25 protein-coding genes and 2 tRNA genes are annotated in these 21,552 nt (G+C 44.5%); 7 read left to right on the top strand and 20 right to left on the bottom strand.

Going from position 1 to position 21,552, the window contains the following annotated elements:
* Nucleotides 1–79: 79 nt before the first annotated feature.
* Complete coding sequence (locus ACIM339_RS03360) at nucleotides 80–1,201, bottom strand: MFS transporter (RefSeq protein WP_337954347.1); 1,122 nt, start codon at nucleotides 1,199–1,201, stop codon at nucleotides 80–82.
* Between the two features lie 126 nt (nucleotides 1,202–1,327).
* Here ACIM339_RS03360 and ACIM339_RS03355 point away from each other — a divergent pair, with 126 nt between their 5' ends.
* Entirely contained in the window at nucleotides 1,328–2,899 is a 1,572-nt protein-coding gene (locus tag ACIM339_RS03355) for a bifunctional ADP-dependent NAD(P)H-hydrate dehydratase/NAD(P)H-hydrate epimerase (RefSeq protein WP_015283197.1), read from the top strand.
* A gap of 6 nt (nucleotides 2,900–2,905) precedes the next feature.
* On the opposite strand, the gene ACIM339_RS03350 is transcribed toward ACIM339_RS03355, so the two are convergent.
* Together ACIM339_RS03350 and ACIM339_RS03345 are read right to left on the bottom strand one after the other, a co-directional pair.
* The gene (locus ACIM339_RS03350) at nucleotides 2,906–3,709 is read right to left on the bottom strand and encodes an HD domain-containing protein (protein ID WP_015283196.1); all 804 of its coding nucleotides are present in this window, start codon (nucleotides 3,707–3,709) and stop codon (nucleotides 2,906–2,908) included.
* Nucleotide 3,710: 1 nt separating this feature from the next.
* Nucleotides 3,711–4,460 carry a hypothetical protein gene (locus ACIM339_RS03345; protein ID WP_015283195.1) on the bottom strand — a complete coding sequence of 250 codons (750 nt, stop codon included), beginning with the start codon at nucleotides 4,458–4,460 and terminating at the stop codon, nucleotides 3,711–3,713.
* Nucleotides 4,461–4,551: 91 nt separating this feature from the next.
* Between ACIM339_RS03345 and ACIM339_RS03340 the strand changes: the two genes are divergently transcribed.
* Complete coding sequence (locus tag ACIM339_RS03340) at nucleotides 4,552–5,562, top strand: alcohol dehydrogenase catalytic domain-containing protein (protein ID WP_015283194.1); 1,011 nt, start codon at nucleotides 4,552–4,554, stop codon at nucleotides 5,560–5,562.
* Here ACIM339_RS03340 and ACIM339_RS03335 read toward each other — a convergent pair.
* From ACIM339_RS03335 to ppdK, 3 genes are all read right to left on the bottom strand, one after another.
* The gene (locus ACIM339_RS03335; RefSeq protein WP_015283193.1) at nucleotides 5,554–5,964 is read right to left on the bottom strand and encodes a ferredoxin family protein; all 411 of its coding nucleotides are present in this window, start codon (nucleotides 5,962–5,964) and stop codon (nucleotides 5,554–5,556) included. The two genes, ACIM339_RS03340 and ACIM339_RS03335, sit on opposite strands and share 9 nt — an antisense overlap.
* Before the next feature lie 99 nt (nucleotides 5,965–6,063).
* The gene (locus ACIM339_RS03330; RefSeq protein WP_015283192.1) at nucleotides 6,064–6,579 is read right to left on the bottom strand and encodes a DUF367 family protein; all 516 of its coding nucleotides are present in this window, start codon (nucleotides 6,577–6,579) and stop codon (nucleotides 6,064–6,066) included.
* Nucleotides 6,580–6,606: 27 nt separating this feature from the next.
* Nucleotides 6,607–9,345, bottom strand: coding sequence for a pyruvate, phosphate dikinase (ppdK, locus tag ACIM339_RS03325; RefSeq protein WP_015283191.1), 2,739 nt, complete (start codon nucleotides 9,343–9,345; stop codon nucleotides 6,607–6,609).
* Nucleotides 9,346–9,650: 305 nt separating this feature from the next.
* Between ppdK and ACIM339_RS03320 the strand changes: the two genes are divergently transcribed.
* Together ACIM339_RS03320 and ACIM339_RS07735 are read left to right on the top strand one after the other, a co-directional pair.
* Nucleotides 9,651–10,055 carry a hypothetical protein gene (locus tag ACIM339_RS03320; RefSeq protein ID WP_015283190.1) on the top strand — a complete coding sequence of 135 codons (405 nt, stop codon included), beginning with the start codon at nucleotides 9,651–9,653 and terminating at the stop codon, nucleotides 10,053–10,055.
* Nucleotides 10,056–10,110: 55 nt separating this feature from the next.
* A complete protein-coding gene (locus tag ACIM339_RS07735) occupies nucleotides 10,111–10,944 on the top strand; it encodes a hypothetical protein (RefSeq protein ID WP_052309855.1) in 834 nt (277 codons plus the stop codon).
* Between the two features lie 5 nt (nucleotides 10,945–10,949).
* On the opposite strand, the gene nadC is transcribed toward ACIM339_RS07735, so the two are convergent.
* From nadC to nadX, 3 genes are read right to left on the bottom strand one after another with little or no spacing between them, the layout of a single operon-like run.
* Nucleotides 10,950–11,750 carry a carboxylating nicotinate-nucleotide diphosphorylase gene (gene nadC / locus ACIM339_RS03310; protein WP_015283188.1) on the bottom strand — a complete coding sequence of 267 codons (801 nt, stop codon included), beginning with the start codon at nucleotides 11,748–11,750 and terminating at the stop codon, nucleotides 10,950–10,952.
* The gene (gene nadA, locus ACIM339_RS03305; RefSeq protein WP_015283187.1) at nucleotides 11,750–12,637 is read right to left on the bottom strand and encodes a quinolinate synthase NadA; all 888 of its coding nucleotides are present in this window, start codon (nucleotides 12,635–12,637) and stop codon (nucleotides 11,750–11,752) included. The genes nadC and nadA overlap by 1 nt, the downstream gene beginning before the upstream one ends.
* 2 nt (nucleotides 12,638–12,639) lie before the next feature.
* Complete coding sequence (gene nadX / locus ACIM339_RS03300; protein WP_015283186.1) at nucleotides 12,640–13,374, bottom strand: aspartate dehydrogenase; 735 nt, start codon at nucleotides 13,372–13,374, stop codon at nucleotides 12,640–12,642.
* Nucleotides 13,375–13,473: 99 nt separating this feature from the next.
* Between nadX and ACIM339_RS03295 the strand changes: the two genes are divergently transcribed.
* Entirely contained in the window at nucleotides 13,474–14,451 is a 978-nt protein-coding gene (locus ACIM339_RS03295) for a transcriptional regulator (protein WP_015283185.1), read from the top strand.
* On the opposite strand, the gene ACIM339_RS03290 is transcribed toward ACIM339_RS03295, so the two are convergent.
* Nucleotides 14,438–15,307 carry an AsnC family transcriptional regulator gene (locus tag ACIM339_RS03290; RefSeq protein WP_015283184.1) on the bottom strand — a complete coding sequence of 290 codons (870 nt, stop codon included), beginning with the start codon at nucleotides 15,305–15,307 and terminating at the stop codon, nucleotides 14,438–14,440. The genes ACIM339_RS03295 and ACIM339_RS03290 overlap by 14 nt on opposite strands.
* 246 nt (nucleotides 15,308–15,553) lie before the next feature.
* Complete coding sequence (gene nth, locus ACIM339_RS03285) at nucleotides 15,554–16,183, bottom strand: endonuclease III (protein WP_015283183.1); 630 nt, start codon at nucleotides 16,181–16,183, stop codon at nucleotides 15,554–15,556.
* A gap of 82 nt (nucleotides 16,184–16,265) precedes the next feature.
* Here nth and ACIM339_RS03280 point away from each other — a divergent pair, with 82 nt between their 5' ends.
* Nucleotides 16,266–16,628 carry a DUF6015 family protein gene (locus tag ACIM339_RS03280; protein WP_015283182.1) on the top strand — a complete coding sequence of 121 codons (363 nt, stop codon included), beginning with the start codon at nucleotides 16,266–16,268 and terminating at the stop codon, nucleotides 16,626–16,628.
* A gap of 4 nt (nucleotides 16,629–16,632) precedes the next feature.
* Here the strand turns inward: ACIM339_RS03280 and ACIM339_RS03275 are convergent.
* From ACIM339_RS03275 to ACIM339_RS03255, 5 genes are all read right to left on the bottom strand, one after another.
* Nucleotides 16,633–16,753 (bottom strand) — tRNA-Gln (locus tag ACIM339_RS03275).
* Nucleotides 16,754–16,843: 90 nt separating this feature from the next.
* Nucleotides 16,844–17,149, bottom strand: a complete 306-nt coding sequence (locus ACIM339_RS03270) for a hypothetical protein (protein ID WP_015283181.1) — start codon at nucleotides 17,147–17,149, stop codon at nucleotides 16,844–16,846.
* Between the two features lie 38 nt (nucleotides 17,150–17,187).
* On the bottom strand, nucleotides 17,188–17,661 hold the full coding sequence (locus tag ACIM339_RS03265) for an HD domain-containing protein (RefSeq protein WP_048104008.1): 474 nt from the start codon (nucleotides 17,659–17,661) through the stop codon (nucleotides 17,188–17,190).
* Between the two features lie 23 nt (nucleotides 17,662–17,684).
* Nucleotides 17,685–18,512, bottom strand: coding sequence for a TatD family hydrolase (locus tag ACIM339_RS03260; RefSeq protein WP_015283179.1), 828 nt, complete (start codon nucleotides 18,510–18,512; stop codon nucleotides 17,685–17,687).
* Nucleotides 18,509–18,733: a hypothetical protein gene (locus tag ACIM339_RS03255; protein ID WP_015283178.1), complete on the bottom strand. Its 225-nt coding sequence runs from the start codon at nucleotides 18,731–18,733 to the stop codon at nucleotides 18,509–18,511. Before ACIM339_RS03255 ends, ACIM339_RS03260 begins: the two co-directional genes overlap by 4 nt.
* A gap of 42 nt (nucleotides 18,734–18,775) precedes the next feature.
* Between ACIM339_RS03255 and ACIM339_RS03250 the strand changes: the two genes are divergently transcribed.
* Nucleotides 18,776–19,444, top strand: coding sequence for an SDR family oxidoreductase (locus ACIM339_RS03250; RefSeq protein WP_015283177.1), 669 nt, complete (start codon nucleotides 18,776–18,778; stop codon nucleotides 19,442–19,444).
* A gap of 5 nt (nucleotides 19,445–19,449) precedes the next feature.
* On the opposite strand, the gene ACIM339_RS03245 is transcribed toward ACIM339_RS03250, so the two are convergent.
* The 4 genes from ACIM339_RS03245 to ACIM339_RS03230 form a co-directional block, all read right to left on the bottom strand.
* A complete protein-coding gene (locus ACIM339_RS03245) occupies nucleotides 19,450–20,511 on the bottom strand; it encodes a hypothetical protein (protein ID WP_048103751.1) in 1,062 nt (353 codons plus the stop codon).
* 74 nt (nucleotides 20,512–20,585) lie between these two features.
* Nucleotides 20,586–20,715: transfer RNA gene (locus ACIM339_RS03240), tRNA-Arg, on the bottom strand.
* A 29-nt stretch (nucleotides 20,716–20,744) separates the two neighbouring features.
* A complete protein-coding gene (locus ACIM339_RS03235; protein ID WP_015283175.1) occupies nucleotides 20,745–21,038 on the bottom strand; it encodes a DUF5611 family protein in 294 nt (97 codons plus the stop codon).
* A 25-nt stretch (nucleotides 21,039–21,063) separates the two neighbouring features.
* The gene (locus ACIM339_RS03230; RefSeq protein ID WP_015283174.1) at nucleotides 21,064–21,549 is read right to left on the bottom strand and encodes a 4Fe-4S binding protein; all 486 of its coding nucleotides are present in this window, start codon (nucleotides 21,547–21,549) and stop codon (nucleotides 21,064–21,066) included.
* Nucleotides 21,550–21,552 lie beyond the last annotated feature (3 nt).

The following is a 21,552-nucleotide window of genomic DNA, read 5'->3' as shown; positions in this document are numbered from 1 at the left end:
ATGAAAGATAGATAGAAGCATTATGCCGTGGTATCTCTCTCAGATAGATTTTTGGCGTATGCCCTAAGATCGAAAAAAATTACTTCCCCACTGTAATATGCAATGCGACTAGTGTTAAAAAGGCCAATATGCCTGCCAGGAGAAGGGGTGAGAAGGCACTCCAGATGGATATTATTAACGCTGTTATAAAGGCCAGTGGTATGTTTATGATCCTAGTTAAGGATGAGAGACTGGAAAATATTGTGCCCCTATACTCTCTGGGTATGGAACTCTGCAGGAGGGGTTTGAAGCCCATATGCCAGAGAGGGTAGAGGAAAGCTATAAGAAGATAGAAGAGTATAAATAGAAGTATCGTGGCCAATTTAAAATAGTCAAGAAGGAATAGCAAAATCGCAATTATTCCCATTCCTCCTATTGAGAGGTAGGGCAATCTGGGCCAGATCTCTTGCGAAATATGTGCCTTTAAAATACTGGATAAAAAGGATAGAACGCTATCCCCAAGTGACAAAAACACTATTATCGCAACACCTGCTCCAAAATAATTGATGATCAAATTATCCAGGGCTATGCCAAAGAGAAAATAAGAGGTGAGATTGAACAGAATGAAAGTTATCAGTATCTTCAAAAATCTTCTTGGTATGATCAATTTTTCTCTCTTCCGATAAATTGGAAGATTCGGCAGATAAAAATATATGTAAACCACGAAAAAAGGAAACATCGTGCCAAATAGGAGATAATATAAACGCATGGCTTGAACATTAGGAAAAATTGAGAAATATATGAAACCTGCAAGATAAGATACCATTCCTCCAAGAGATGGAAGAATCCAGTGCCACACATATATCTCTTCCATAATTTCCTCTGTATAAACCTCCCTTTCATAGACGCTGTAAGAGAATGAGAATAGCATGGCAGTGGAGAAAAGAATACGCCCCATGAATATCCACGCACCATTATAAGCCACTGCGTAAATCAAAAAACTAATACCAACAAGGGTTTCCAGAACCATAAGGTAATATTTTGCGTTTATTCTCTTATCGGAGAGGTACCCAAGCAGAGGAAGTAACGCTGCGGAGAGAAATGATGATGCAGAAATAATACCACCCACATAAATCACGGAATAACCAAGTTTGAACAGATATGCGTTGAATATCACATATCCAATTACTCCTGGCTCAGCTATGGTATAGTAAATTATCAAATTTCGCGCATATCGTGGTAGTTTTTTAAAAGGTAAAATTTTCACCTACCAATATTAAAATCGCATACAAAAATATTATGGAAAAGTTTAATCTCTTGTCTTGGCATGCTGTTGTGGTGATGTGAGATGAGAATAAGCACCGTGGAGCAGATGCATAATTTGGATAAAAGGGCCATTGAGAAGTATGGAATTGAGGATAAGTTGCTTATGGAAAATGCGGCGCATTCGCTGTACTTCGTGATCCTGAGGCATTTTGGAGAGTTGAAGGGGAAAAAATTCGTGGCCTTCGCAGGGCCGGGGAACAATGGGGGAGATGCAATCACCTTATCCAGAAAATTATTTTCCAACGGCGCTGATGTGAAAATTTATCTTATGAGCGATCCCTCAAAATATAAGGGAGCGGCGAGGATGAACTACGAGATTGCGGAGAGAATAGGCATACCTATGGAGAGATTTGAGGGCAGAAATGCGATGATTGAGTACGAGGTGGAGCGAGCGGATGCCATTATTGACGGAATACTGGGCACGGGAATATCGCGCAATGTTGAGGGAAAGTACGCAGAGGCGATTGATCTAATAAATAGCCTTGCAAAGCTCGTGTTTTCGGTGGACATACCCTCGGGGATAAACGGTAACACCGGCGAGGTTATGGGCGTTGCAGTGCGAGCGGATTACACAGTCACCTTTGGATTGCCAAAGATAGGAAATGTCCTTTATCCAGGGTTTGAGTACTGCGGAAAATTGTATGTCTCGCACATATCTTTTCCACCGGAGAATTATGAGGATGAAGAGATAAATATTCTCACAAACGATCCCATGCCCTTACCTCCCAGAAAAAGGGATGGGCACAAGGGCACATTCGGAGATGTGCTTTTTGTGGCAGGTGCAAGGAAATACTACGGTGCACCATACTTCTCGGCATTATCTTTCCTCAAAGCCGGAGGGGGGTATTCTCGTCTTGCCACCGCAGAATCTGTGGTGCCATTTATCGGCACCCAGGGAAGGGAGATCGTTTTTCACCCCATGCCGGAGACGGATGAGGGAAGTATAAGCTACATTGCCAAGGAAGAAATACTGAAGATTGCAAGAAGCGAGGATTTTGTTGTCATAGGTCCGGGAACATCATTAAATGAGAGAACACAAAAGCTCATGGTGGATTTGATAAAAGAAATAAATAAACCCATCCTGGTTGACGGTGATGGATTGACGGCGTTGAGTAAATATCTTGAAGTACTGGAGGGTAAAGAGAACATCGTTTTGACTCCTCATCCAGGAGAGATGGCCCGCCTAACTGGAATATCGGTTAAGGATATTCTGAAAAATAGAATTGAAGTTGCGAGGGAGTTCAGCATGGAACATGGAGCAATTCTTGTGCTCAAAGGCGCGCACACCCTAATCGCCATGCCTGATGGAAGAGTTTACATCAATATGACAGGTAATTCCGGAATGGCCACAGCAGGCAGCGGCGATGTTCTCACAGGCACCATAGCAGCGATGTTCGGCCTGGGATTGAAATTTGAGGATGCTGTGCGCATGGGCGTGTTTGTGCATGGCCTCGCTGGGGATATTGCGGCAGAGAGAATCGGTGAGGATGGGATGACTGCAAGGGACATTATGAACGCTCTGCCTGAGGCAGTACGGCGCATTCGTGAGGATTTTGACAGGGTGCGGAGGAAGTATGAGATTGAGGTGGTTTGATTATCTCTAAATAACACCAAGGGATTTGAGCGTCCTGTAGTACCAGAGATGAAAATAAGCCAACGTCTCGGCAGCAAGGGGATAGTACCATCTGAGCGTGTCATCAAGGTACCATCTCATCTTCTCCTCAGATGTGTGCTGGAGACAAAAAATGTTGTTGAGGCGATCAGCAAGTTTCACTATTCTGACCTCTTGGGGACCATTTCTTATATTTGCCGTATAATCATCCATTTTGTATGATTTCTCCCATGGTCTTTTCTTGGTTAGAATCTTCACCATTCTGTAAACCTTCTCTCCAAATTCCTCCTTCAGGATATTCTCATCAATATAGCTATCTTCAAGTGAATCATGCAGCAGGGCAACGATTACCATATCCTTCAAATTATGGGGCGAGAAATTCGGAGCGGGTTTCTCGGAAAATGTACTCCTGTATTCATCCAGGAGTTTCCCCTTGAGAGCGCGAGTCCTCAGTACCATTGCAGCCACAGGATATATGTGCTGTTCCAGATAAGGGGAGCCATCGTCTCTTCTCTGCTCCCAGTGTGCTTTCTTGGCAAGTTCTATTGCCCTCTCCACCCTATCATTCAGATATCCACGAGACTCAAGCCATATTCTCAGGTCCTCTTCCTGAAAACAGGGATCAATGAGCACCGTTCTTCTGTCATTCTTGTCCCCAAGCCCGGGATAAGTGCGGTATGTGCTGGGTAGCATTATTCCAGATTTTGCCATCAGCCAGTGCCCACCGTGGAGCCAGTGCTCAAAAGAGCCATCACCGGGAATCGTGGGAGAGTTCATCCTTTTACACACCATCCTACCATGCCCCCCGCATATAGCGAAGATAGAATCCACGGAAGGTGGAGATCCGCTTCCTATTGGGCAGTTTCAGGTAAATCCTGTCAAACTTATCGCCCATAACCAAAATCGGATCCTTAGGACCTCTCCAGGGAACAGGAGCATGTTCATAGACCCTCACTATCGAGCCGTAAACTCCACCAATGTCGCTTACCACAATGATTTCCTCCCAGGAGTGTGACTCCATAGCATAGTCCCAAGCATAGATTTCTGCCTCCTTCCAGTTGTCCATTTCCACCGTTTCAAAATTGATTCCAACATCCTCCTTTTTGGCTACTACCACAATCCATTTCTTTTCAATTGGAAACTCATAATCCACGGGCAAGATAAAAATGTCATCAATAATGGTCACCATAAGATACTTCTTATTTTCCTTTTCAAGAAGCGCTGCCCTTATCCCGTAGATTATCTCGGGTATGGCCACAACTTCGTACGAATAGTCCGGCAAAAATCGGGAACCATCATAAATTACATTTCCCTCCCAATCAATAACCTGAGGAACATAATCATGCACTTTCCTCTCCTCCCATACAGCCTCCTGAAACAGAAGCAACGCACTCCTCGCCTCAACCTTCGTGGGATATGCTCTCAAGAAAAATTCCCTCGTATCGTCTCTTACAACAAGTCTGTAATAATTTCTACGCCTCTTCAAATTTAAGGCATGCTTAATTCTCTCTTTATCTTCCAGCCACGGGAAATACCAATCCATATTTTCACCCATTGCTTTTAGTTTTAACTGTATAAATATGTGCCGCCGAAGTATCAGAAAAACATTTTACTTCTTACCACCATATCCCATTATGAAAGCCTGGCTAGTTGAGGAGCAAAAACCAATAGAAGAGGGCCCTCTGCAAATGCGTGAGGTGCCGATTCCCGAGCCGCGCGGCAAGGAAATCCGCGTTAAGGTCACGCACTGCGGTATCTGCCGCACTGATCTGCACATTGCGGAGGGAGATATTCCTTTGAGCAAGAGACCAATAATTCCGGGGCACGAGATTGTGGGCATCGTGGATTCGCTGGGAGATGAGGCGAGGAGATTCAAAAAAGGGGATCGTGTGGGTATCTCCTGGCTCAACTCCACCTGCGGCAAATGCAAATATTGTATGCGAGGCGATGAAAACTACTGCCCTAACATAAAGAGAACGGGCTACGATGTGGATGGCGGCTTCGCTGAGTATGTGCTTGTTCACGAAGATTACGCCTTTGATCTCCGTAATATTTCCCTCCCCCCTGAAGACCTCGCACCCATAATGTGTCCTGGGATAACTGGTCATTACGCATTCCGAATTTCAGAGATAAGGGAGGGCGAGCGCCTGGGTATGCTGGGATTCGGGCCCACCGCATATTACATTCTCCGCGTGGCAAAGAGCATGGGCATTGAGGTGTACATCAGCACCCGGAGCGAAGAGCATAAAAGAATTGCACTTGATTATGGAGCTGATTGGGTCGGAAATCTCGCAAGGGAGAATTTTCCAAATAAGGTGGACGCTTTCATATTCTTTCCCACCGCCGGGAATCTTGTGGAGAGAGCATTAGAGAATTCCGTTCCTGCGGCAACGCTTGTGCTTGGAGCGGTAACGATGAGTCCAATAACCATCCAGAACTACACCGCGAACCTCTGGGGCAGGAAGATAAAGACCATATACCAGGTTCGGAGGGATTACGGCAGGGAGTTCATAGAGATTGCAAACAGACTTGGTCTAACGATAGAGAAGGAAATGGTGAAATTTGAAGAGGTACCCGAGGCGATGATACGCCTGAAAAAAGGAGAAATTAATGGTATGGTGCAGGTGATTAGATTTTCACCCTGACTCTTTTGAATTATTTTTCAAAAATTTGTTTTTGTGTTCATCTCTAAACACAAATTTTATACCATATCTCTTTTTGAATGGGAGTTTCAGAGTGTTGTAAAGTAGAACAAATCCAGGATGCTTAACTTCCTTTCCTGCAGGTCTAAGAGCTCCTGTGGGACATGCCTCTACACATATGTTGCACCTTTTACAAAGTTCTGGATGCGCCATCACAGGCCTCCTTCTGATTTTGTAATTGAATCCAAATAGAGAGACTTTCATTTCCACAACATCCCATATCTCATCTCCAAACGGACAAGCTGATATGCATTCCTCGCCACCCCCACAAAGGGGATAGTATATTTTAAGAGGATTATTCTTTTGAAGTTTCGCAAAGTATTCCCAGTCCTTGACATCGGTCATCAGCCAGAGAAAGGTTCCTAAAAAATAATAAATTTTTGTAGTTTTAAAAAAGACATAGGTCCAAAATTTGTGCAATTTTCATTAAATTTTCCTTGAATTTTACGTTATTTCCAAAAATTCTTTTTCATAGCTAATTACTTCCTCCCAACTCTCAGCATGAGCGTAGAGATCAAGGGGCTCTTTATTTACCACAAAGAAATTCGGGCCCCACTTAAAAATTCCCATGATTTTTTTTGCCTGCTCCTTGTAGCCGATTATATATAAGGACGCGGCAAGAGCCTCAGCACTGCTCAATTGATAAGGATGCCCGAAGTTTGTGGGATTTACAGCCACGAGATAGGGCAAACGACGAAAATTTCCACGCAGCCTGTAGAACGTTTCCCTGGCATTCTTCCAAGAGCAGTCCACCGCGGTTATTCCCTGCCTCTCAGCAGTGCGCCTGTCTGCCGGGGATAAAACACGGGAGGTGTAGGGTGAGAGAATTATGCTCCCTCTCGGTATGCGGGAAATCTGCGATGTGAGTCTCGCATATCCAAACCTCCCAAGTTTTTTAGCCGTACATTTTTTAGGATCGTCCTCATTGAGATGCAAAATATGAAGCCTAATCTCTTCCACAGAAAGAGAAGAAAAAAGAGGTATTAATTACTTTCTGGGATGCTTTATCTGGGCCTGAGCTGCGGCGAGCCTTGCAATGGGCACGCGATATGGAGAGCAGGACACATAGTTGAGCCCAGCCATATGGAAGAACTCAATGCTCTTGGGGTCGCCACCGTGCTCACCGCATATACCCGCCTCAAGATCTGGATTGGTGCTGCGGCCCTTCTCAACACCCATCTTCACAAGCTGCCCGACACCATCCCAGTCAAGGCTCTTGAATGGATCATCCTTCAGTATTCCCATCTCCACATACTTCTTAAGAAACTTTGCCTGAGCATCGTCTCTGCTGTATCCGAAGGTCATCTGCGTGAGATCGTTTGTACCGAAGGAGAAGAACTCTGCAACCTTGGCAATCTCGTCGGCAGTTAAGGCTGCGCGGGGTATCTCTATCATTGTACCGAACATGTATTTGATTTCCTCACCGGCCTTCTCCATCTCCTCTCTGGCAACCCTCTCAAGATCCTCCTTCAAGATCTTCAACTCGTTTACATGCCCTATGAGCGGGATCATAATCTCCGGGTATATTTCCTTACCCTCGCGCTTGACCTCAATAGCCGCCTGAATTATGGCGCGGACCTGCATCTCGTATATCTCTGGATATATTATCCCAAGTCTACAGCCGCGGAACCCAAGCATAGGGTTGAACTCGTGCAGTTCGTTTACCACGTTCAGTACCCTCTTCCTCTCGTTTATCTGAGATAGGAGCAAATCCATCTCCTTCAAACTCATTGCCTCTTTAAGTTTCATCTTGAGTTCATTTATCTCCTCGGTAAGTTCCTCTCTGCTGGGCAGGAACTCGTGCAGTGGGGGATCAAGGAGTCGGATTATCACAGGGAACCCTTCCATGGTGCGGAAAAATTCAATGAAGTCACTGCGCTGCATAACCAGCAATTTTTCAAGGGCTTTCACACGCTCTTCCTTGCTCTGGGCCATTATCATCTCCTGCATTATGGGCAGGCGCTCCTCACCGAAGAACATGTGCTCAGTCCTTGCCAGTCCAATTCCCTCCGCTCCAAATTCTCTGGCTCTTCTTGCCTGCTCAGGGGTGTCGGCATTTGCACGCACACCTAGAACGCGAATCTCATCTGCCCACTCAAGTATTCTCTCAAGATTTCCACTTATGGATGGAGGAATAAGGGGCACCTCTCCCAGATAAACCTCGCCCGTTGTTCCATCAATAGTGATCATATCTCCGTGATTTATCCTGTGTCCTCTGGCCACAAAGTACCCCTCACGCATATTGATGCTAAGTTCCTCACAGCCCACCACTGCGGGCTTGCCCATGGCTCTAGCAACCACAGCGGCATGGGAGGTCATACCACCTCTCGCAGTTAATATGCCCTGGGCCGCATTCATGCCGTGGATATCATCCGGCGTTGTTTCAGGACGCACAAGCAAAACTCTCTCTCCCTTCTCTGCCAGCTCTACCGCTTCATCTGGATCAAAAACAACCTTGCCAACCGCTGCTCCAGGACTTGCGGCTAGGCCCTTGGCGATTATCTCCTTCCTGGCCTTTGGATCTATCTGAGGATGCAGGAGGGTATCCACATTATCCGGAGTAACGCGCATTATGGCATCTTCCTTGGTTATCAACCCCTCATCAACCATTTCAACAGCTATGCGTACAGCCGCCGCTGCGGTTCTCTTACCATTTCTGGTCTGCAGAAGATACAATTTGCCCTTCTCAATGGTGAACTCAATATCCTGCATATCCTTGTAGTGCTTCTCAAGAAGTTCGGCAACGTGCAGAAGTTCCTTGTAAACTTCAGGCATAGACTCTTCCAGCGTGGGCAAATCACGGTTTGCATCCTGCTTGCTGTACTCGTTTATTGCATGAGGTGTGCGAATTCCAGCGACAACATCCTCACCCTGCGCATTGGGTAAAAACTCACCATAAAGATGCTTCTCTCCTGTTCTTGGATCGCGTGTGAATGCCACACCTGTGCCGCTGTCATCACCCATGTTACCGAATACCATCATAACCACATTAACGGCAGTGCCCATATCATCTGGGATCTTGTTTATTTTCCTGTAAACTATGGCACGCTCGTTGTTCCAGGAGTCAAAAACTGCCTTTATGGCCATTTTCAATTGCTCGTAAGGGTCCTGAGGAAACTCATAGCCATGCCTCTTGTAAACCCTCTTGTATGCCTCAACCAGTTCCTTAAGAGCATCCACGGTGAGATCCACATCCTGCTTGGCTCCGTACTTCTCCTTTATCCTCTCAAGTTCCTCCTCAAACTCATTATGCTCTATCCCGAGAACCACATTACCGAACATCTGTATGAGTCTTCTATAAGCATCCCAAGCAAATCTGGGATTTGAGGTCTGCTTGGCAAGACCCTCAACGCTCTTCTCCGTGAGCCCGAGATTGAGAATGGTATCCATCATTCCAGGCATACTGATTGGTGCACCTGAGCGGACAGATACCAGAAGTGGGTTATCTTCACTTCCAAATTTCTTGCCGGTGTGCTCTTCAAGTTTCTTGGTGGCTTCAAGAACATCCTCCCAGAGCCCCTTTGGAAATCCCTTTTCCTCAAAATACTTCATGCAGGTTTCCGTGGTTATGGTGTAACCCGGTGGAACGGGTAATCCGATCCTGGTCATCTCTGCAAGCCCTGCTCCCTTGCCCCCGAGCAGTTTCTTCTTCTCTGCCATGGTGGGTGCCACTTCGTTTAACTTCTCTATGTCCTCCTTCAGGAAATACGCGTATATGTACTTCATTTCAATCACCTTTGTGTGTGGGAAATATAAAACCCTATAAATACCTTCTCAATAAAAAACTATGAGTGAGAAAGGCAGAATTTAAGCCGATAAATGAGAATGTAAAAAATTAAGAAGGGTCAAGAGTTTTTTATTTTGGGTTTCACTTCTCCTTATATCAATATTCACCATGCCAACAATGGAGTTCGTATAATCACTGCAATATCAATTTTCATCGTTTCTGTTCATTCTTGCCTCGGGACGGTAGGGTTAATGCTGAGCCTCTGATTTCAAAAATTTTATATGCACAATGAAGATACGAGGGTATGAAAGAAGAGATAAAGATCCTGCTGAGTTTTTTGACCACATCCTCTCCGGATGTCTTAATAACTCCATGCGATTTGATGAAAGAGGAGTGGATCGAGGAAATAAAGGCAGAGAGCATAAAATGCACATCCATCAAGTGCAAGGAAGAGGATAAAAACTGCATAACAATGCACCCCACAGGAATGTACCTACCCATGAAAAGATTTGACATTTGGATCATAGACCCCGAATATTTTCCATACACCCCTGGATATGCCTTTTACCTTGGAAACAGTGCAATGAAGCAGTTTGGGATAATCGCCCTGACATCTCTGCCCGATGATTCTATGGACTCGGTGGCTCTAAGTTATGGATTTCAGATTTTGCATCATGGCTCTTGGCACTACTACCTCAAATCCTCGTGATACCATTAGAAATTTATAAATAATTTCAAACAATATACTTTCTGGGGTGAAGTATTTGAAAAAATGGGGCATGATACTGGTTGTGACCATTATTATGATGGTCTTGACAGGAGTGAGCGGTATAGCAAGTGCTGCAACAATGAGTTTTGAAGCCAGTGATCCTGTGGACACAACGAACCCTGATTTTGATATCGTTGCCTTTGGAGCCACACCAAACGGAAACTATGTGGATTTCTGGATTCAGGTCAGGGGCAATATCAACACACAACCAGAAAATGGATATATGAACGCCTACGTAATAGAAATAAACAGCTACACGGATTATGAAATTGCATCCATCTGGTTTAACGCAAATGGAAACATACAATATCTTGGCTGGTTCAAGGTTGGAGAGAACACCAATCCCCTGCCCGCAAATGACATAAAAATTTCTGGAAACAAGATAACTTACCATATAGATGCACAGATGCTTTCAGGCATAGGTGATGAATACAGCGTTACCGTGGAAAGTGTGCATGCGCTGGGAAACAATCCCTCAATGCTCAACACATATGCAGATGAGGCCGAGTACTATCACAACGCCCAGAGCGGAGGATCAAGTGGAGGAAACAACGGTGGCAATGGTGGGGAGGGAAGCAGCGATATGGGGATGCTCTACGGTATGGGAATCCTTGCAACATACCTGGCATGCATCTTTGTGTGGATCATAATCTGGATCATCGTGGCCTGGTGGGCATACAAGGATGCAAAGAGCAGGTGCATGGATAGCCCTATAGTATGGTTCCTGGTTGTGCTTCTTCTGGGGCTCATCGGATTGATCATATATCTGATCGTGAGGAAGGACCAGTGCCAGAAAGATTTTGGAGCAATACCACCGCCGCCCTCATAACCCTTTCAACATTTTTTTATTTCCAAGGAAAAATTGCAGGAGCGGGCAGAATGGGTGAGATAACCCATTGAAATCACGTCCACATCGCATCTTGCGTATTCTTCCACATTCTCTGGGGTTATGCCTCCAGATACCTCGATTATAACGTTGTATACCCTAAGTTTCTTTGCAATGCGACAAACATCGTCGGGATCCATATTATCAAGCATTATTATGTCCACACCAAGCTCAGCAGCTCTTATTGCATGCTCTTCATCCTCCACCTCAACCTCTATCTTCTTCGTAAAACTCACACCTTTGGCACGTCTGATGCTCTCCTCAAAACCCACTAGGGCTATGTGATTGTCCTTGATCATCACCATATCCCCGAGGTTCCAGCGATGAGTGTCTCCTCCCCCAATCTCCACAGCCACCTTATCAAGATAACCCCATAGTGTTTTACGGGTTGCCGCAATTCTCACATTCTTGTTGATTTCCCGCACCCTTTCCACCACACGCCGCGTTTCAGTCGCAATGCCACTCATCCTGCTAAGGATATTCAGCAGCGTTCTTTCTACCATCAAAATATCTCGCGCATTTCCCACTATTCTCATCACCACTGTGCCCCTATCAACATTGGCTCCATCATCCAAGGAATAGACTTCTAAACCAAGCTTTTTCAAATTTTTTTTGATATACTTTGCACCCGCCAGAACACAATCCTCCCTTGCTATAACTTGCCCCTCCGCCATCAAATTCTCGGGGATCACTGTGGACGAGGTCACATCCCCGAAAATTGTATCCTCCTGATACATCTTCCAGAACATCACGAAACCTCCAGCATACGCTCAATAGCCATTCTCGCCCTTTCGGCTATTTTTTCATCAACCTTCACCACATATTTTTTATCACGTAAACTCTCATAAATCTTTCTCACGGTGATCTGCTTCATTCCAAGACATATGGCATTTTCCCAAGCAGGAACAAATTCTTTATCGGGAAAGAGCGAGCGAAGACGCTCCACCATATCACGCTCGGTAGCCACCACAAATCTCCTGGCATCACTTTTTGCCACAAATTTGACCATTCCCCCGGTACTCGCGATGACATCTGCCTCTTTCTGCAGTTCTGGTGGGCATTCGGGATGCACCATTAGCACACCGTCACGTCTCACAACCTCAGGCGTAAGATTGGTATGCACGTAGCAGTGTCCGTTGGGTGGAAGAGGAATGATCTTCTTATTCGTTCTCTCAGACACATAATGGGCTAGATTGGCATCTGGTCCAAAAAGAATGGTATCTGCATCAAGGGAATTCACAACTTTAACGGCATTGGCAGAGGTGCAGGTTATATCGGCAAGGGCCTTGCATGCTGCGGTGGAGTTAACATACAGCACAACCTTTGCATCAGGATATTTTCTCTTCGCCTCCAAAATAATCTCGGGAGTGAGATACCTGGCCATCTCACAACTGGCAGTTTTTGATGGGATCAATACCACCTTATCCGGATTGAGAATCGCCGCAGTCTCGGCCATGAAATCCACCCCTGCAAATACTATGTAATCAGCGTCTATGCTTGTGGCCTTTCTCGCAAGTTCAAGGGAATCTCCGAGAAAATCGGCAATCCTCTGCACCTCACCTCTCTGATAGTTGTGAGCCAGAATCACAGCGTTCATCTCTTTTTTCAATTTTTTTATCTCATCCACATAGTTCATCCTCACACCCCCACCCAAACAGGAGAATTTATTAGATCAAGCACTTCCAGAGGTGAGAGTGCAGCAAGGTAACTGGTCCTTGGATTGCTCTTGCTGGGGTTGTTGCTCACCCTTATTACCGCTTCCCCAAACTCACCCTCTAGATGAATTTCGTGGGTGTTTCTCTCTGCCTTTGGATCGGCATAAACCTCAACCTCCACATCAACCCCCGTGGCAATGCTGAGGAGCACGGTCACATTGGTACTTTTTGGAAACCTTTTAATTGCTTCCTTGGCAGAGCCTTTGAACACCAACGTCCGCTCTTTACAATCCACACCCAGAGTTTTTGAGTTTTTGGTGCTCATTATCTTTGCTTTTCTTATCCCGGCCATACGGGCAGACCGTATTATGTCTATGCCACCTATTGCCCCTGCAGGAAGGTATATGCGCACACCCATCTCTCTGGCCATCCTGAAAATCTTGGCACGAAAATCATCATCTGCAAGGCCCCCAACGCTCATAATCAAAAGATCTTTCCCAGCCTCAATTATCTTTTCAGCGTACTCCTTCACGGCGGAGGGTGATGCAGCCTCAATGATAAGATCCGAGCGGGAGATGAGGGAGTCAATATCCTTGCAGAGAAAACCGGGTAAATCCTTGCATTTATTGCAGTCCATATCGTAAAGGGCCGCCACATCATCGCGATGCTTTGCAATCTCGTGCGCAATCGCACCACAACCAATTATTCCTATTTTCATGTGAATCACCTTTGAACATGTGTTCAAGGGTGCATGCCGATTTTCAATTTTAATCTTGCGATTAACCAAAAATTAAAATCTCTAAATCAATTATTGTCTATGCAGGAAAGAATTCTGAAAATTCTCAAAAGAGCGGGAAAGGATGGTGTGCTGCAGGAAGAATTTACAGGCATATATGGAATAAGCAAGAGCACCGTATCCACAGTGCTTTCAAGACTCGAAAAGGAGGGGATTATCTTTAGGAAGAAGGTTGCAGGAAAATCTTACAGGGTCTGGTATGTTAATCACTCTCCCTACACCCCGCATGGAATAATAAGAGTTGGCATACTCAAGGCCATCGAATATCCCTCAATATTTCTTACTGCAAATGATTTGAAGAGCCCCAGGATAATCATAAAGATTTACAAAAACGCGTTTGAACTCACAAAGGATCTTGCAGAGGGATACCTGGAGGTGGGATGCTCGCCCCTTATCACCCAGAGTATGTTTGCCCTTGTTTACCGTAGCATAAAAATTAGAGCAGGATGCGGTTTTGGTGGAGGAGGCGTTGTGAAAAGGGTTGAAAATCCGAGGATCTTTGGAAGCACGGAGCTATCCACAATGGAATATATGCTTAGAAAATACATTGGTGCACGAGATGACGCACAAATAAGGTACTTTAACTCTCCAGAGTCTATGCTCAGAGCCTTTGAAAAAGGGGAGATAGAAGCACTTGCCATATGGGAGCCTTATCTCACGGTTCTATCTGAAAGATATCAAACCGCAAGATTTGATTCCATATTTGGAAAATATCCATGCTGCACTCTGGCCATAAACAACAGGGTGGAAAACAGCAAATTGATTGAAATATTTCTTAATTCTTACATAAGCGCCGTAGAGAATATTCCCACAAGAAGGAATGAGGCCATATCCCTTGAGAGCAGGGCATTGAGAATTAAAAAAAGAGATGTTGAAAGGTCCTTTGATGGATACCACTACCACTGGAAACTTGAATTTGAGGAAGCAAAAAGGGTTCTGGAAGATTTCGGAATAAAATTAACTGAGGAGAGCTCAAGGAGAATATTCAATCTGCTCTGAATCCCATCTTTGTTGCAACGTAATCCACATAATCTGGGTAAAATCTTTCCTTTACGATTATCTCGTAGAAAACACGCCTGACACCGGGCATCCCCACAACGGTTTCCATGATTTCATCAACCTCCTCAATGGTTCGACCGTAAAAAACCCCATAAACCATTGAAGGTTCTGCAAATGTGGATGTTCTCCACAGATTTTTTATTCTCCTTATTCGGCTCTCAAACAATACATCATCCGTCTCTATGAACAGGGAGAACCAGAATATCTCCTTGGTAGAAGGTCTGTTCACAACGGGGTAAACCTTGCATGCATCCATTTCCCTTAATTTCCTGCACCTTTTCGCCACAGTTTTTGAAGAGACATTGACCTCCTTGGCCACTTCAGAGAATGGACGCCTCGCATCATTCTTCAGGGCAAGAAGAATCTTCCAATCCAAATCTGAGAGTTTTATATTTTCATCCTTCCTGTGTTTGTAAACTTCAATTCTGTAGGCACCGGTTAGATGCTTCAAGTAATTGACCTTGTCCTTCAATTCGTAGTCATCGCTGTACCATATCTCCGCGTAATACCTACCTCCAAAACCTGCCACAACATGCATGGTTCCACTCAAATTTCCGAGGATATCCATGACCTCATCACGCTTTTTCCTAGCCCTTATAGATACAACAGCGCTGTTTAGGATCTTGTCAGAATTGAGAAGGATGGAAAATCCATTCAATTCCCCCCTCTCCTTCATCGCCACCATTCTCTTGTACACCGCCCCATTTGAAATACCGATATTCTTCGCAATTGAATATATGGGCATCCTCCCATCATCCCAAAGCAGTTTCAGAATCTTCACATCAAGATCATCCATATGGGGTAAATGGATCTAAACCTTATAAATTTTCCGTTTTTGTTACTTTTTATTCTAAAAATTCCCAATTAAATGTATTTTTTTCCAAAAATTTTCCAATTTCTAAACAACACTTCAAATATAAGGTAAATATATAGGAATTTAGAGACCCGAAAAGGGAGGTGATAAAAATGATAGAGATGATGCTTGCAATAGGAAAGAACAAGGCAGAGGAGATGAGAAGGAGAAAGTAATCACGCTGACCCCCTACCTTTTCTTTTTATTTTTGAAATAATCACAGAAATCACTTACGGGACATTCATCACATTTGGGCCCAACTGGCCTGCATATTGTGCGCCCGAACATCACAAGGAGTTCGTTTATTTCCCTCCAATATTTCTTGGGTAAAATTTTCATCAACTCCCTCTCCGTTTCTTCAGGGGTGCGGGTACTGACCCAACCGAGACGATTTGATATCCTGTGCACATGAACATCAACTGCAATTACATCCTGATCAAAGCATCTTGAGAGAACTATGTTGGCGGTTTTCCTGCCCACCCCGGGAAGTTTGAGAAGTTCATCCAGAGTGCGAGGCACTACACCATCGTATTCCTCGTCTATGATCCTCGCAATCTCCTTTATTTTCCTGGCCTTCTGCTTGTAAAACCCGGCTGGATAGATCAAACGTGCTATCTCATCCACCGGCGCATTTTTTAAAGAGGATGGGTCGGGATACTTCTCAAACAATCTTTCCGCCACTGAATATGTGACCTCATCCTTTGTTCTCTGTGAAATCACCGTGGCTATTAGAACCCTGAATGGTTCCTTGGATTTGTAGGGGTGGGGCGGCACCGTGGCCTTTAAAATTTCCACAACCCTTTCAATATTCTCAGGCATCATAACCTTAAAGGGCACTGCGTATAAAAATATTCGACCTTTCACGAAAATTTTATAATTTTTATGGACATGCCCCCTTGCAATGGATATTGTCACCTATGAGATTTTGTACACTGTTCTAAAAAAATTGCTTGGGGGAAAAATGGAAGAAGAGGATATTAAGGATTTGGCAGAGTACGTTGTGAATTTTTTTGGTTATGGTGACAGAATAATAGACAATATGCTAACTCCTGCGGACAGAGACGTGTTTTACTATCTCGAAGAACTTGAAATAGTAAAGCCCATGGAGGAGGAAATTACCATATCCAAGGGTAAACTATGGAGAATCCACTACTGGGTTTACAGAAAGGACAAAATAGAGGAAGTGCTGAATAGCAAACCTCAAAAGAAGAAAGAAGAGTCCCCTGAAGAACTCTACAAAAGGCTTTTTGAGGAAATGGAATAAGTAGCAGCCCCGGGAGGATTCGAACCCCCGTCGCGGGATGTCCTCGAAGCCCTTTGGGGGTAGAGCACCTTTTCCAAAGGGGCTCCACCAAAGTCCCGCATGCTTGACCGCTACACCACGGGGCTACGCTCTGCTTGCTCCGGGGCTAGTTCGCACCTGCCGGTGCTCACTACACCACGGGGCTACGGTGCAATATTTTTCAGATATTTTAATTTTTATTTTTCCAGTTCATCACCTATGAAATTCAAAATTATGTTGGCTCTAGCGAGCATCTCCTCCTCGTACATATCACTGCCATAATAATTTGAGAGAGCATTGAGAACTGCGGCAACAGCCCTTTCTTCCTCATCTTCAACATCCAGATTTGCATACTCCTTCTTTACCTCATCCACAAATTTTTTCTCCAACTTAATCTCTGTTGCACTATCCTTGAAAACTCCCCTCTTCATCATATCCACTATCAGAGCCATGCTCAAATGCTCCACATACTCTTCAAGCAATTTGCAGTATTCCTCGTCCATAAATTGTGAAGAGGAGGGATGTATAAAAATCTATGCCCTCATTTCAAATAGTCTGGAAGGTATTTTAACATGTCCCTATAAATAGGAAATCCCATATTTGAGTATTCCAGGGCCTGATAGGCCATCTCAGCCTTGTCAACCTCCCTTGCCAGTTCGGCCTCCGGAGATTTTCCGTAATTAAACTCTCTCCACAATTCATATATTTTCCTGCTCCCTATTTTATCCGCCAGAAATTTCATCGCCTTATCCTCGGCCTCAATCTTTTCCATAAACATCTCTCCCTCGGGTGTGATATCACCTATGAGTGATTCGCCCATATCGTGAACGAGGAGCATACCCGCAACCTTTCCAGCATCAAGGCCCCTTTCCAACGCGAGAAAATAACCCAAAAGTGCAGCACGATAAGAATGGTCTGCTATGCTCTCAGGCTCAGGTATTCCCCGAACAACCCATCCTGTGCGTTTTATCCTCTTCAACCTACCAGCATAATCAAGGAGATCTTTGAAGTTCATGGGTGGAAAATGGAACAAATATATTAAGACCATTCCTCAAATGTTTTGTAAATTCTTTTTGCATTCTCCATTATTCTGCACCATTTTTCCTTGCCGTACTCCTGCACGATCCACTTTGCTCTCTTAGGCACGGATTCTATAGGCAGCACCGCGTTCTTTCTCGTTGGCTCGTCCATGAAATCCGTCTCAAGGAGAAATCTTGTACCTTGAGAAATGGCTTCCCTCACATTCTTTCTTGAGGCGAGCACCGAAGGAAATATTCCCCCATTTCTCTCATCCACTACAGGGGGCGAGTAATGCTTTATTACCATATCCCTCTGCAAACCTGCGCGGTCTGCCAGAGAAGCCAGATCCTTCCATGTTTTTTCCGTGGCACTCTCGGTGTGGAGAACCACAGGCACACCGAGATTTTTTGCTATTTTCATGCCCTCCCCTATTACCTCATTGCTCGCATTCCAGATCTCATCGCTTACGGGAAAATGCGGTCTTCCAATCTCGCCGATGGCATGCGCCATGCCGCTCTCAATGAACTCTTCTGCAATTTCAAGCCCATGAATCATAAATTCCTTCGCTTCCGCAACAGATTTTCCATCATTAACCAGCTCAACCATATCCACAGGATACGGGCCTATGGTAACAAGCACCTTAACAGATGTATGCGCGCGCACCATGTCTGCGAGTTTGAACGTGTCTTCATAAATCCTGCGATAATAATCCTCATCCTTCTTGTAGTTAGGGTTTGGCACATTGGTGAGGTTTATGTGCGTACCTCCAAGCTTTTCAAATCTTTTAACAGCAAGAACATTCTCCCCGTGGAACTGAAGATGGAGGTGGTTGTCAAACACTATCATTCCCGCACCTCAAATATAACGTTTCCGTTTTCCAGAACTCTAAAACTCTGCACCTCAATACCCAGAATTCTTTTTATCTTTTCGACCCTTTCAAGCATATACCTTTCAAAATCCTCCTTCCTGTCTTCCCTGAAAACCTTCAGGGCGGTGTTGTAGAGTGATATCTGAAGTTTGACCTCAAACCGGGTATTTTCGTCCACATCATTGAGTTCAAGATCCATATGCGTGGAAAGATTTAGATATATTTAAACCCATTTCCGCCCATGTGGGCCTTGATAACGGGCGGTTCAAGTGGACTTGGATTCTTCATAGCCAGGGAGTTAAAGGAGAGGGGATACAGGCCAATATTAATTGCGAGAGATGAGGAGAAGTTACAAAAAGCTGCCATCACGCTTGATGGAGAATGGTTCGCCATGGATCTCTCAAAAAGATACCTGGAGGCAGGAAAGATAATTGAAGAGTACAAACCCGATGTTCTGGTAAACAACGCTGGATTTGGGCTTTATGGAAAACTCTCCGAGCAGAATTGGAATGAAATTGAAGATATGCTTATGTTGAATGTGGTGGCATTGACCCATCTCACAAAGAAATTCATAGATGTGAATAAGAGAGGCTACATCCTGAACATATCCTCTGTGGCAGCCTGCAGAGCACAGAAAAAATTGAGCGTTTACGCAGGATCCAAATCCTATGTGGCTCATTTCACAAGAAGTTTGAAAAGAGAATTGCCTGAAGGAATAAAAATATCCCATCTTCTCCTCGGTCCAACGCGCACCAATTTCTTCAAAAATGCAGGTATGCCTACCAAGGGGCTTGAGAGGATAATGCTCTCCCCGGATAAAGTGGCGAGGTATGCCGTGAAGAAGATGTTTAAAGGAAAGAGCAGAATAGTTCCAGGCATACCTTACAAACTTTACTGCCTTGGAAAATGAAAAAATCAGAGTTTGGAGGAGAGGTCAAATTCCAGAATTTCCGGGCTTTCATTGACCAGAGCGGCTATGTAAAGCTTTTCATTTATAATGGTACTGGTGGGTTGTAAATAATCTATCTGCACACCATCCAACTTGTAAAATCCAGTGAAATGCACACCGTCCTTTGAGTACATGAGGGTTCTCTCTGGCCCAACACCGAAGGTTATTCCACTGGTGGAATGATAGAATGGCAATGCTACAACACGCTCTCCCATATTTTTTCCATCAGGGGAAATTATGTAAAGTTCAATGCTATTCTTCATGGGTACATAGAGATACAGCTTTCCCTGCGATGCGTAGGAATATATGATGGGAGTATGGGGTTTGCTGTGAAAAATGCATTCGGTACTGTTACCAGATATTCTTATCAGCGACAGGTCATCATTAATATCGTTTTTCAGAGAGAGCAGATATGTGAGATAGAAATTCGCGCCATATTGCATGAAATAGCTGCCCATGATAAATTTAACATTTTCAATGGATTTTATGACAACGTAACTCCTGAAATCAGTGGTCATCAGTAGAGTGGCCGTGCTGCCATTCAAACCCATCATGTAAAATTTCCCATCGTTTTCCGAGATGGAATACACAAGAACATTTCTGAGCCAGTGGGTGGAAAGCATCTTTCCTCTCTCGCTTAGCTCAATAATCTCTGTGACGGCAGTATTGCTGCTCGTGTCGTTGTTCATTGCAATTGCCACATAGAATTTATTCCCAAGTTTCACCTTGCTGAAATACACTGGATGCCCTGAAAGCGTTTGGATTTCACTGGTATTGCCAAATGAAATGTCTCCACTGGAGGAAATGGACACTATGTGAAGAGTTGTATTCTCACCTTTATCCGAGGTCCCCAGAAGATATATCTTGCTTCCCGTGTTGAGAAGTATTCCATTTCCATCCCAATTGGAAGGTGAAATTTCCATGGGTTTTATCTCCTCACTCCCCCGAGTGAAGTAAACATAGCCAGCCACCATTGCCACAATCAAAATAAGCACAGAGATGATGCCCATAAGCTTTTTGCTGATCATTTTAATCACTCCAGGCAAAATCATGGCTTAGTGAGATATATATTTTTTCAACAAATGGATAAAATACGTATCAGTGCCCGAGCCGGGATTCGAACCCGGGTCCGGGGCTGCCTGCAAACCCCTTCTTTCCAGATAAAGCCGCTTTCTTTTTAAGAAAGGGGCTTTCCGCAGGCCCCTAGGATATCCAAGCTACCCCACTCGGGCACAGGATAGGGATAATTGATCCCATTTATTTATGTTTTGGTCATCCTCTTCTTCCTCTCCTTGGCAGTATAGCCAGTAACCCTGAAAAGAAAATCGTTCCAGCGCTTCAAAGTTTCCTGTGAAATTGAACTCTCCACTTTCCTGCTCTTTGTCTCCGCAGCCATCTTACCCTCTTCAATCCAAATTTCAATTTTCTCAAGTGCTCCATAGGAGGCAAGAAGGTGTCCATTCTCCCTGCTCACATCTCCGAAAATCTCCTTCATTATTACCTCAATTTCATCAATGCCCTTCTTGTGCCCTCTTTTGAAAGGATACAATCTCATAAAATTGGGAAAAATTGAGAGATTATTAAGTTTTCTCTTTCTCCTCCTTTGGCTCTGGAGGTACATAATCTTCTGGCTTGAAGAGAACCTCATCCATATGTATTGCCTTATCCTTTCCCTCCCTGATCTGGTATGTGGGTATGAACTTGAACTCCTCAATATTCTCCGTCACAAGTTCGTACCTGGGAGTGAGAATCAGAGATTTTGTGGGGCATATGTCCGTGCAGAAACCGCAGTAGCAGCATCTTCCATAATCTATAACGGGTCTCCACTTCAATCCCTTCTTCCCAGAGTTCTCAATCTTCACATAGGTAATGGCATTTGCTGGGCAGACCTTGGCACACATCTGACAGCCAATACAGGTTTCAATGTTATTTGAATGAAAACCCCTGTATCTCTCGGTAGGTAACTCTAGTCCCTCAATATCGGTATGCTTCTGATACGGATATCTGACGGTATGCGGCTTCCTACCAAGATGCTTTAATGCCTTAAATGGCTTAACTATACTCATTTT

The organism is Aciduliprofundum sp. MAR08-339, from assembly GCF_000327505.1.
GTDB lineage: Archaea > Thermoplasmatota > Thermoplasmata > Thermoplasmatales > Aciduliprofundaceae > Aciduliprofundum.
The sequence above is the reverse complement of the archived record's forward strand: the minus strand, read 5'-3'. Positions and strand labels throughout refer to the sequence as shown.

Coding starts and splice junctions, on each gene's coding strand:
- ACIM339_RS03245 (WP_048103751.1), bottom strand. CDS start 20,511: ATGATCAGCAAAAAGCTTATGGGCATCATCTCTGTGCTTATTTTGATT.
- ppdK (WP_015283191.1), bottom strand. CDS start 9,345: ATGAAGTACATATACGCGTATTTCCTGAAGGAGGACATAGAGAAGTTA.
- nadA (WP_015283187.1), bottom strand. CDS start 12,637: ATGAACTATGTGGATGAGATAAAAAAATTGAAAAAAGAGATGAACGCT.
- ACIM339_RS03335 (WP_015283193.1), bottom strand. CDS start 5,964: ATGACCGATGTCAAGGACTGGGAATACTTTGCGAAACTTCAAAAGAAT.
- nadC (WP_015283188.1), bottom strand. CDS start 11,750: ATGTTCTGGAAGATGTATCAGGAGGATACAATTTTCGGGGATGTGACC.
- ACIM339_RS03265 (WP_048104008.1), bottom strand. CDS start 17,661: ATGAACTTCAAAGATCTCCTTGATTATGCTGGTAGGTTGAAGAGGATA.
- ACIM339_RS03230 (WP_015283174.1), bottom strand. CDS start 21,549: ATGAGTATAGTTAAGCCATTTAAGGCATTAAAGCATCTTGGTAGGAAG.
- ACIM339_RS03235 (WP_015283175.1), bottom strand. CDS start 21,038: ATGAGATTGTATCCTTTCAAAAGAGGGCACAAGAAGGGCATTGATGAA.
- nth (WP_015283183.1), bottom strand. CDS start 16,183: ATGCCTGAGAATATTGAAAGGGTTGTGGAAATTTTAAAGGCCACGGTG.
- ACIM339_RS03295 (WP_015283185.1), top strand. CDS start 13,474: ATGCAGGAAAGAATTCTGAAAATTCTCAAAAGAGCGGGAAAGGATGGT.
- ACIM339_RS03355 (WP_015283197.1), top strand. CDS start 1,328: ATGAGAATAAGCACCGTGGAGCAGATGCATAATTTGGATAAAAGGGCC.
- ACIM339_RS03320 (WP_015283190.1), top strand. CDS start 9,651: ATGAAAGAAGAGATAAAGATCCTGCTGAGTTTTTTGACCACATCCTCT.
- ACIM339_RS03270 (WP_015283181.1), bottom strand. CDS start 17,149: ATGGACGAGGAATACTGCAAATTGCTTGAAGAGTATGTGGAGCATTTG.
- ACIM339_RS03340 (WP_015283194.1), top strand. CDS start 4,552: ATGAAAGCCTGGCTAGTTGAGGAGCAAAAACCAATAGAAGAGGGCCCT.
- ACIM339_RS03255 (WP_015283178.1), bottom strand. CDS start 18,733: ATGGATCTTGAACTCAATGATGTGGACGAAAATACCCGGTTTGAGGTC.
- ACIM339_RS03290 (WP_015283184.1), bottom strand. CDS start 15,307: ATGGATGATCTTGATGTGAAGATTCTGAAACTGCTTTGGGATGATGGG.
- ACIM339_RS03250 (WP_015283177.1), top strand. CDS start 18,776: ATGTGGGCCTTGATAACGGGCGGTTCAAGTGGACTTGGATTCTTCATA.
- ACIM339_RS03350 (WP_015283196.1), bottom strand. CDS start 3,709: ATGGTGTGTAAAAGGATGAACTCTCCCACGATTCCCGGTGATGGCTCT.
- ACIM339_RS03280 (WP_015283182.1), top strand. CDS start 16,266: ATGGATATTGTCACCTATGAGATTTTGTACACTGTTCTAAAAAAATTG.
- ACIM339_RS03345 (WP_015283195.1), bottom strand. CDS start 4,460: ATGGATTGGTATTTCCCGTGGCTGGAAGATAAAGAGAGAATTAAGCAT.
- nadX (WP_015283186.1), bottom strand. CDS start 13,374: ATGAAAATAGGAATAATTGGTTGTGGTGCGATTGCGCACGAGATTGCA.
- ACIM339_RS03260 (WP_015283179.1), bottom strand. CDS start 18,512: ATGATAGTGTTTGACAACCACCTCCATCTTCAGTTCCACGGGGAGAAT.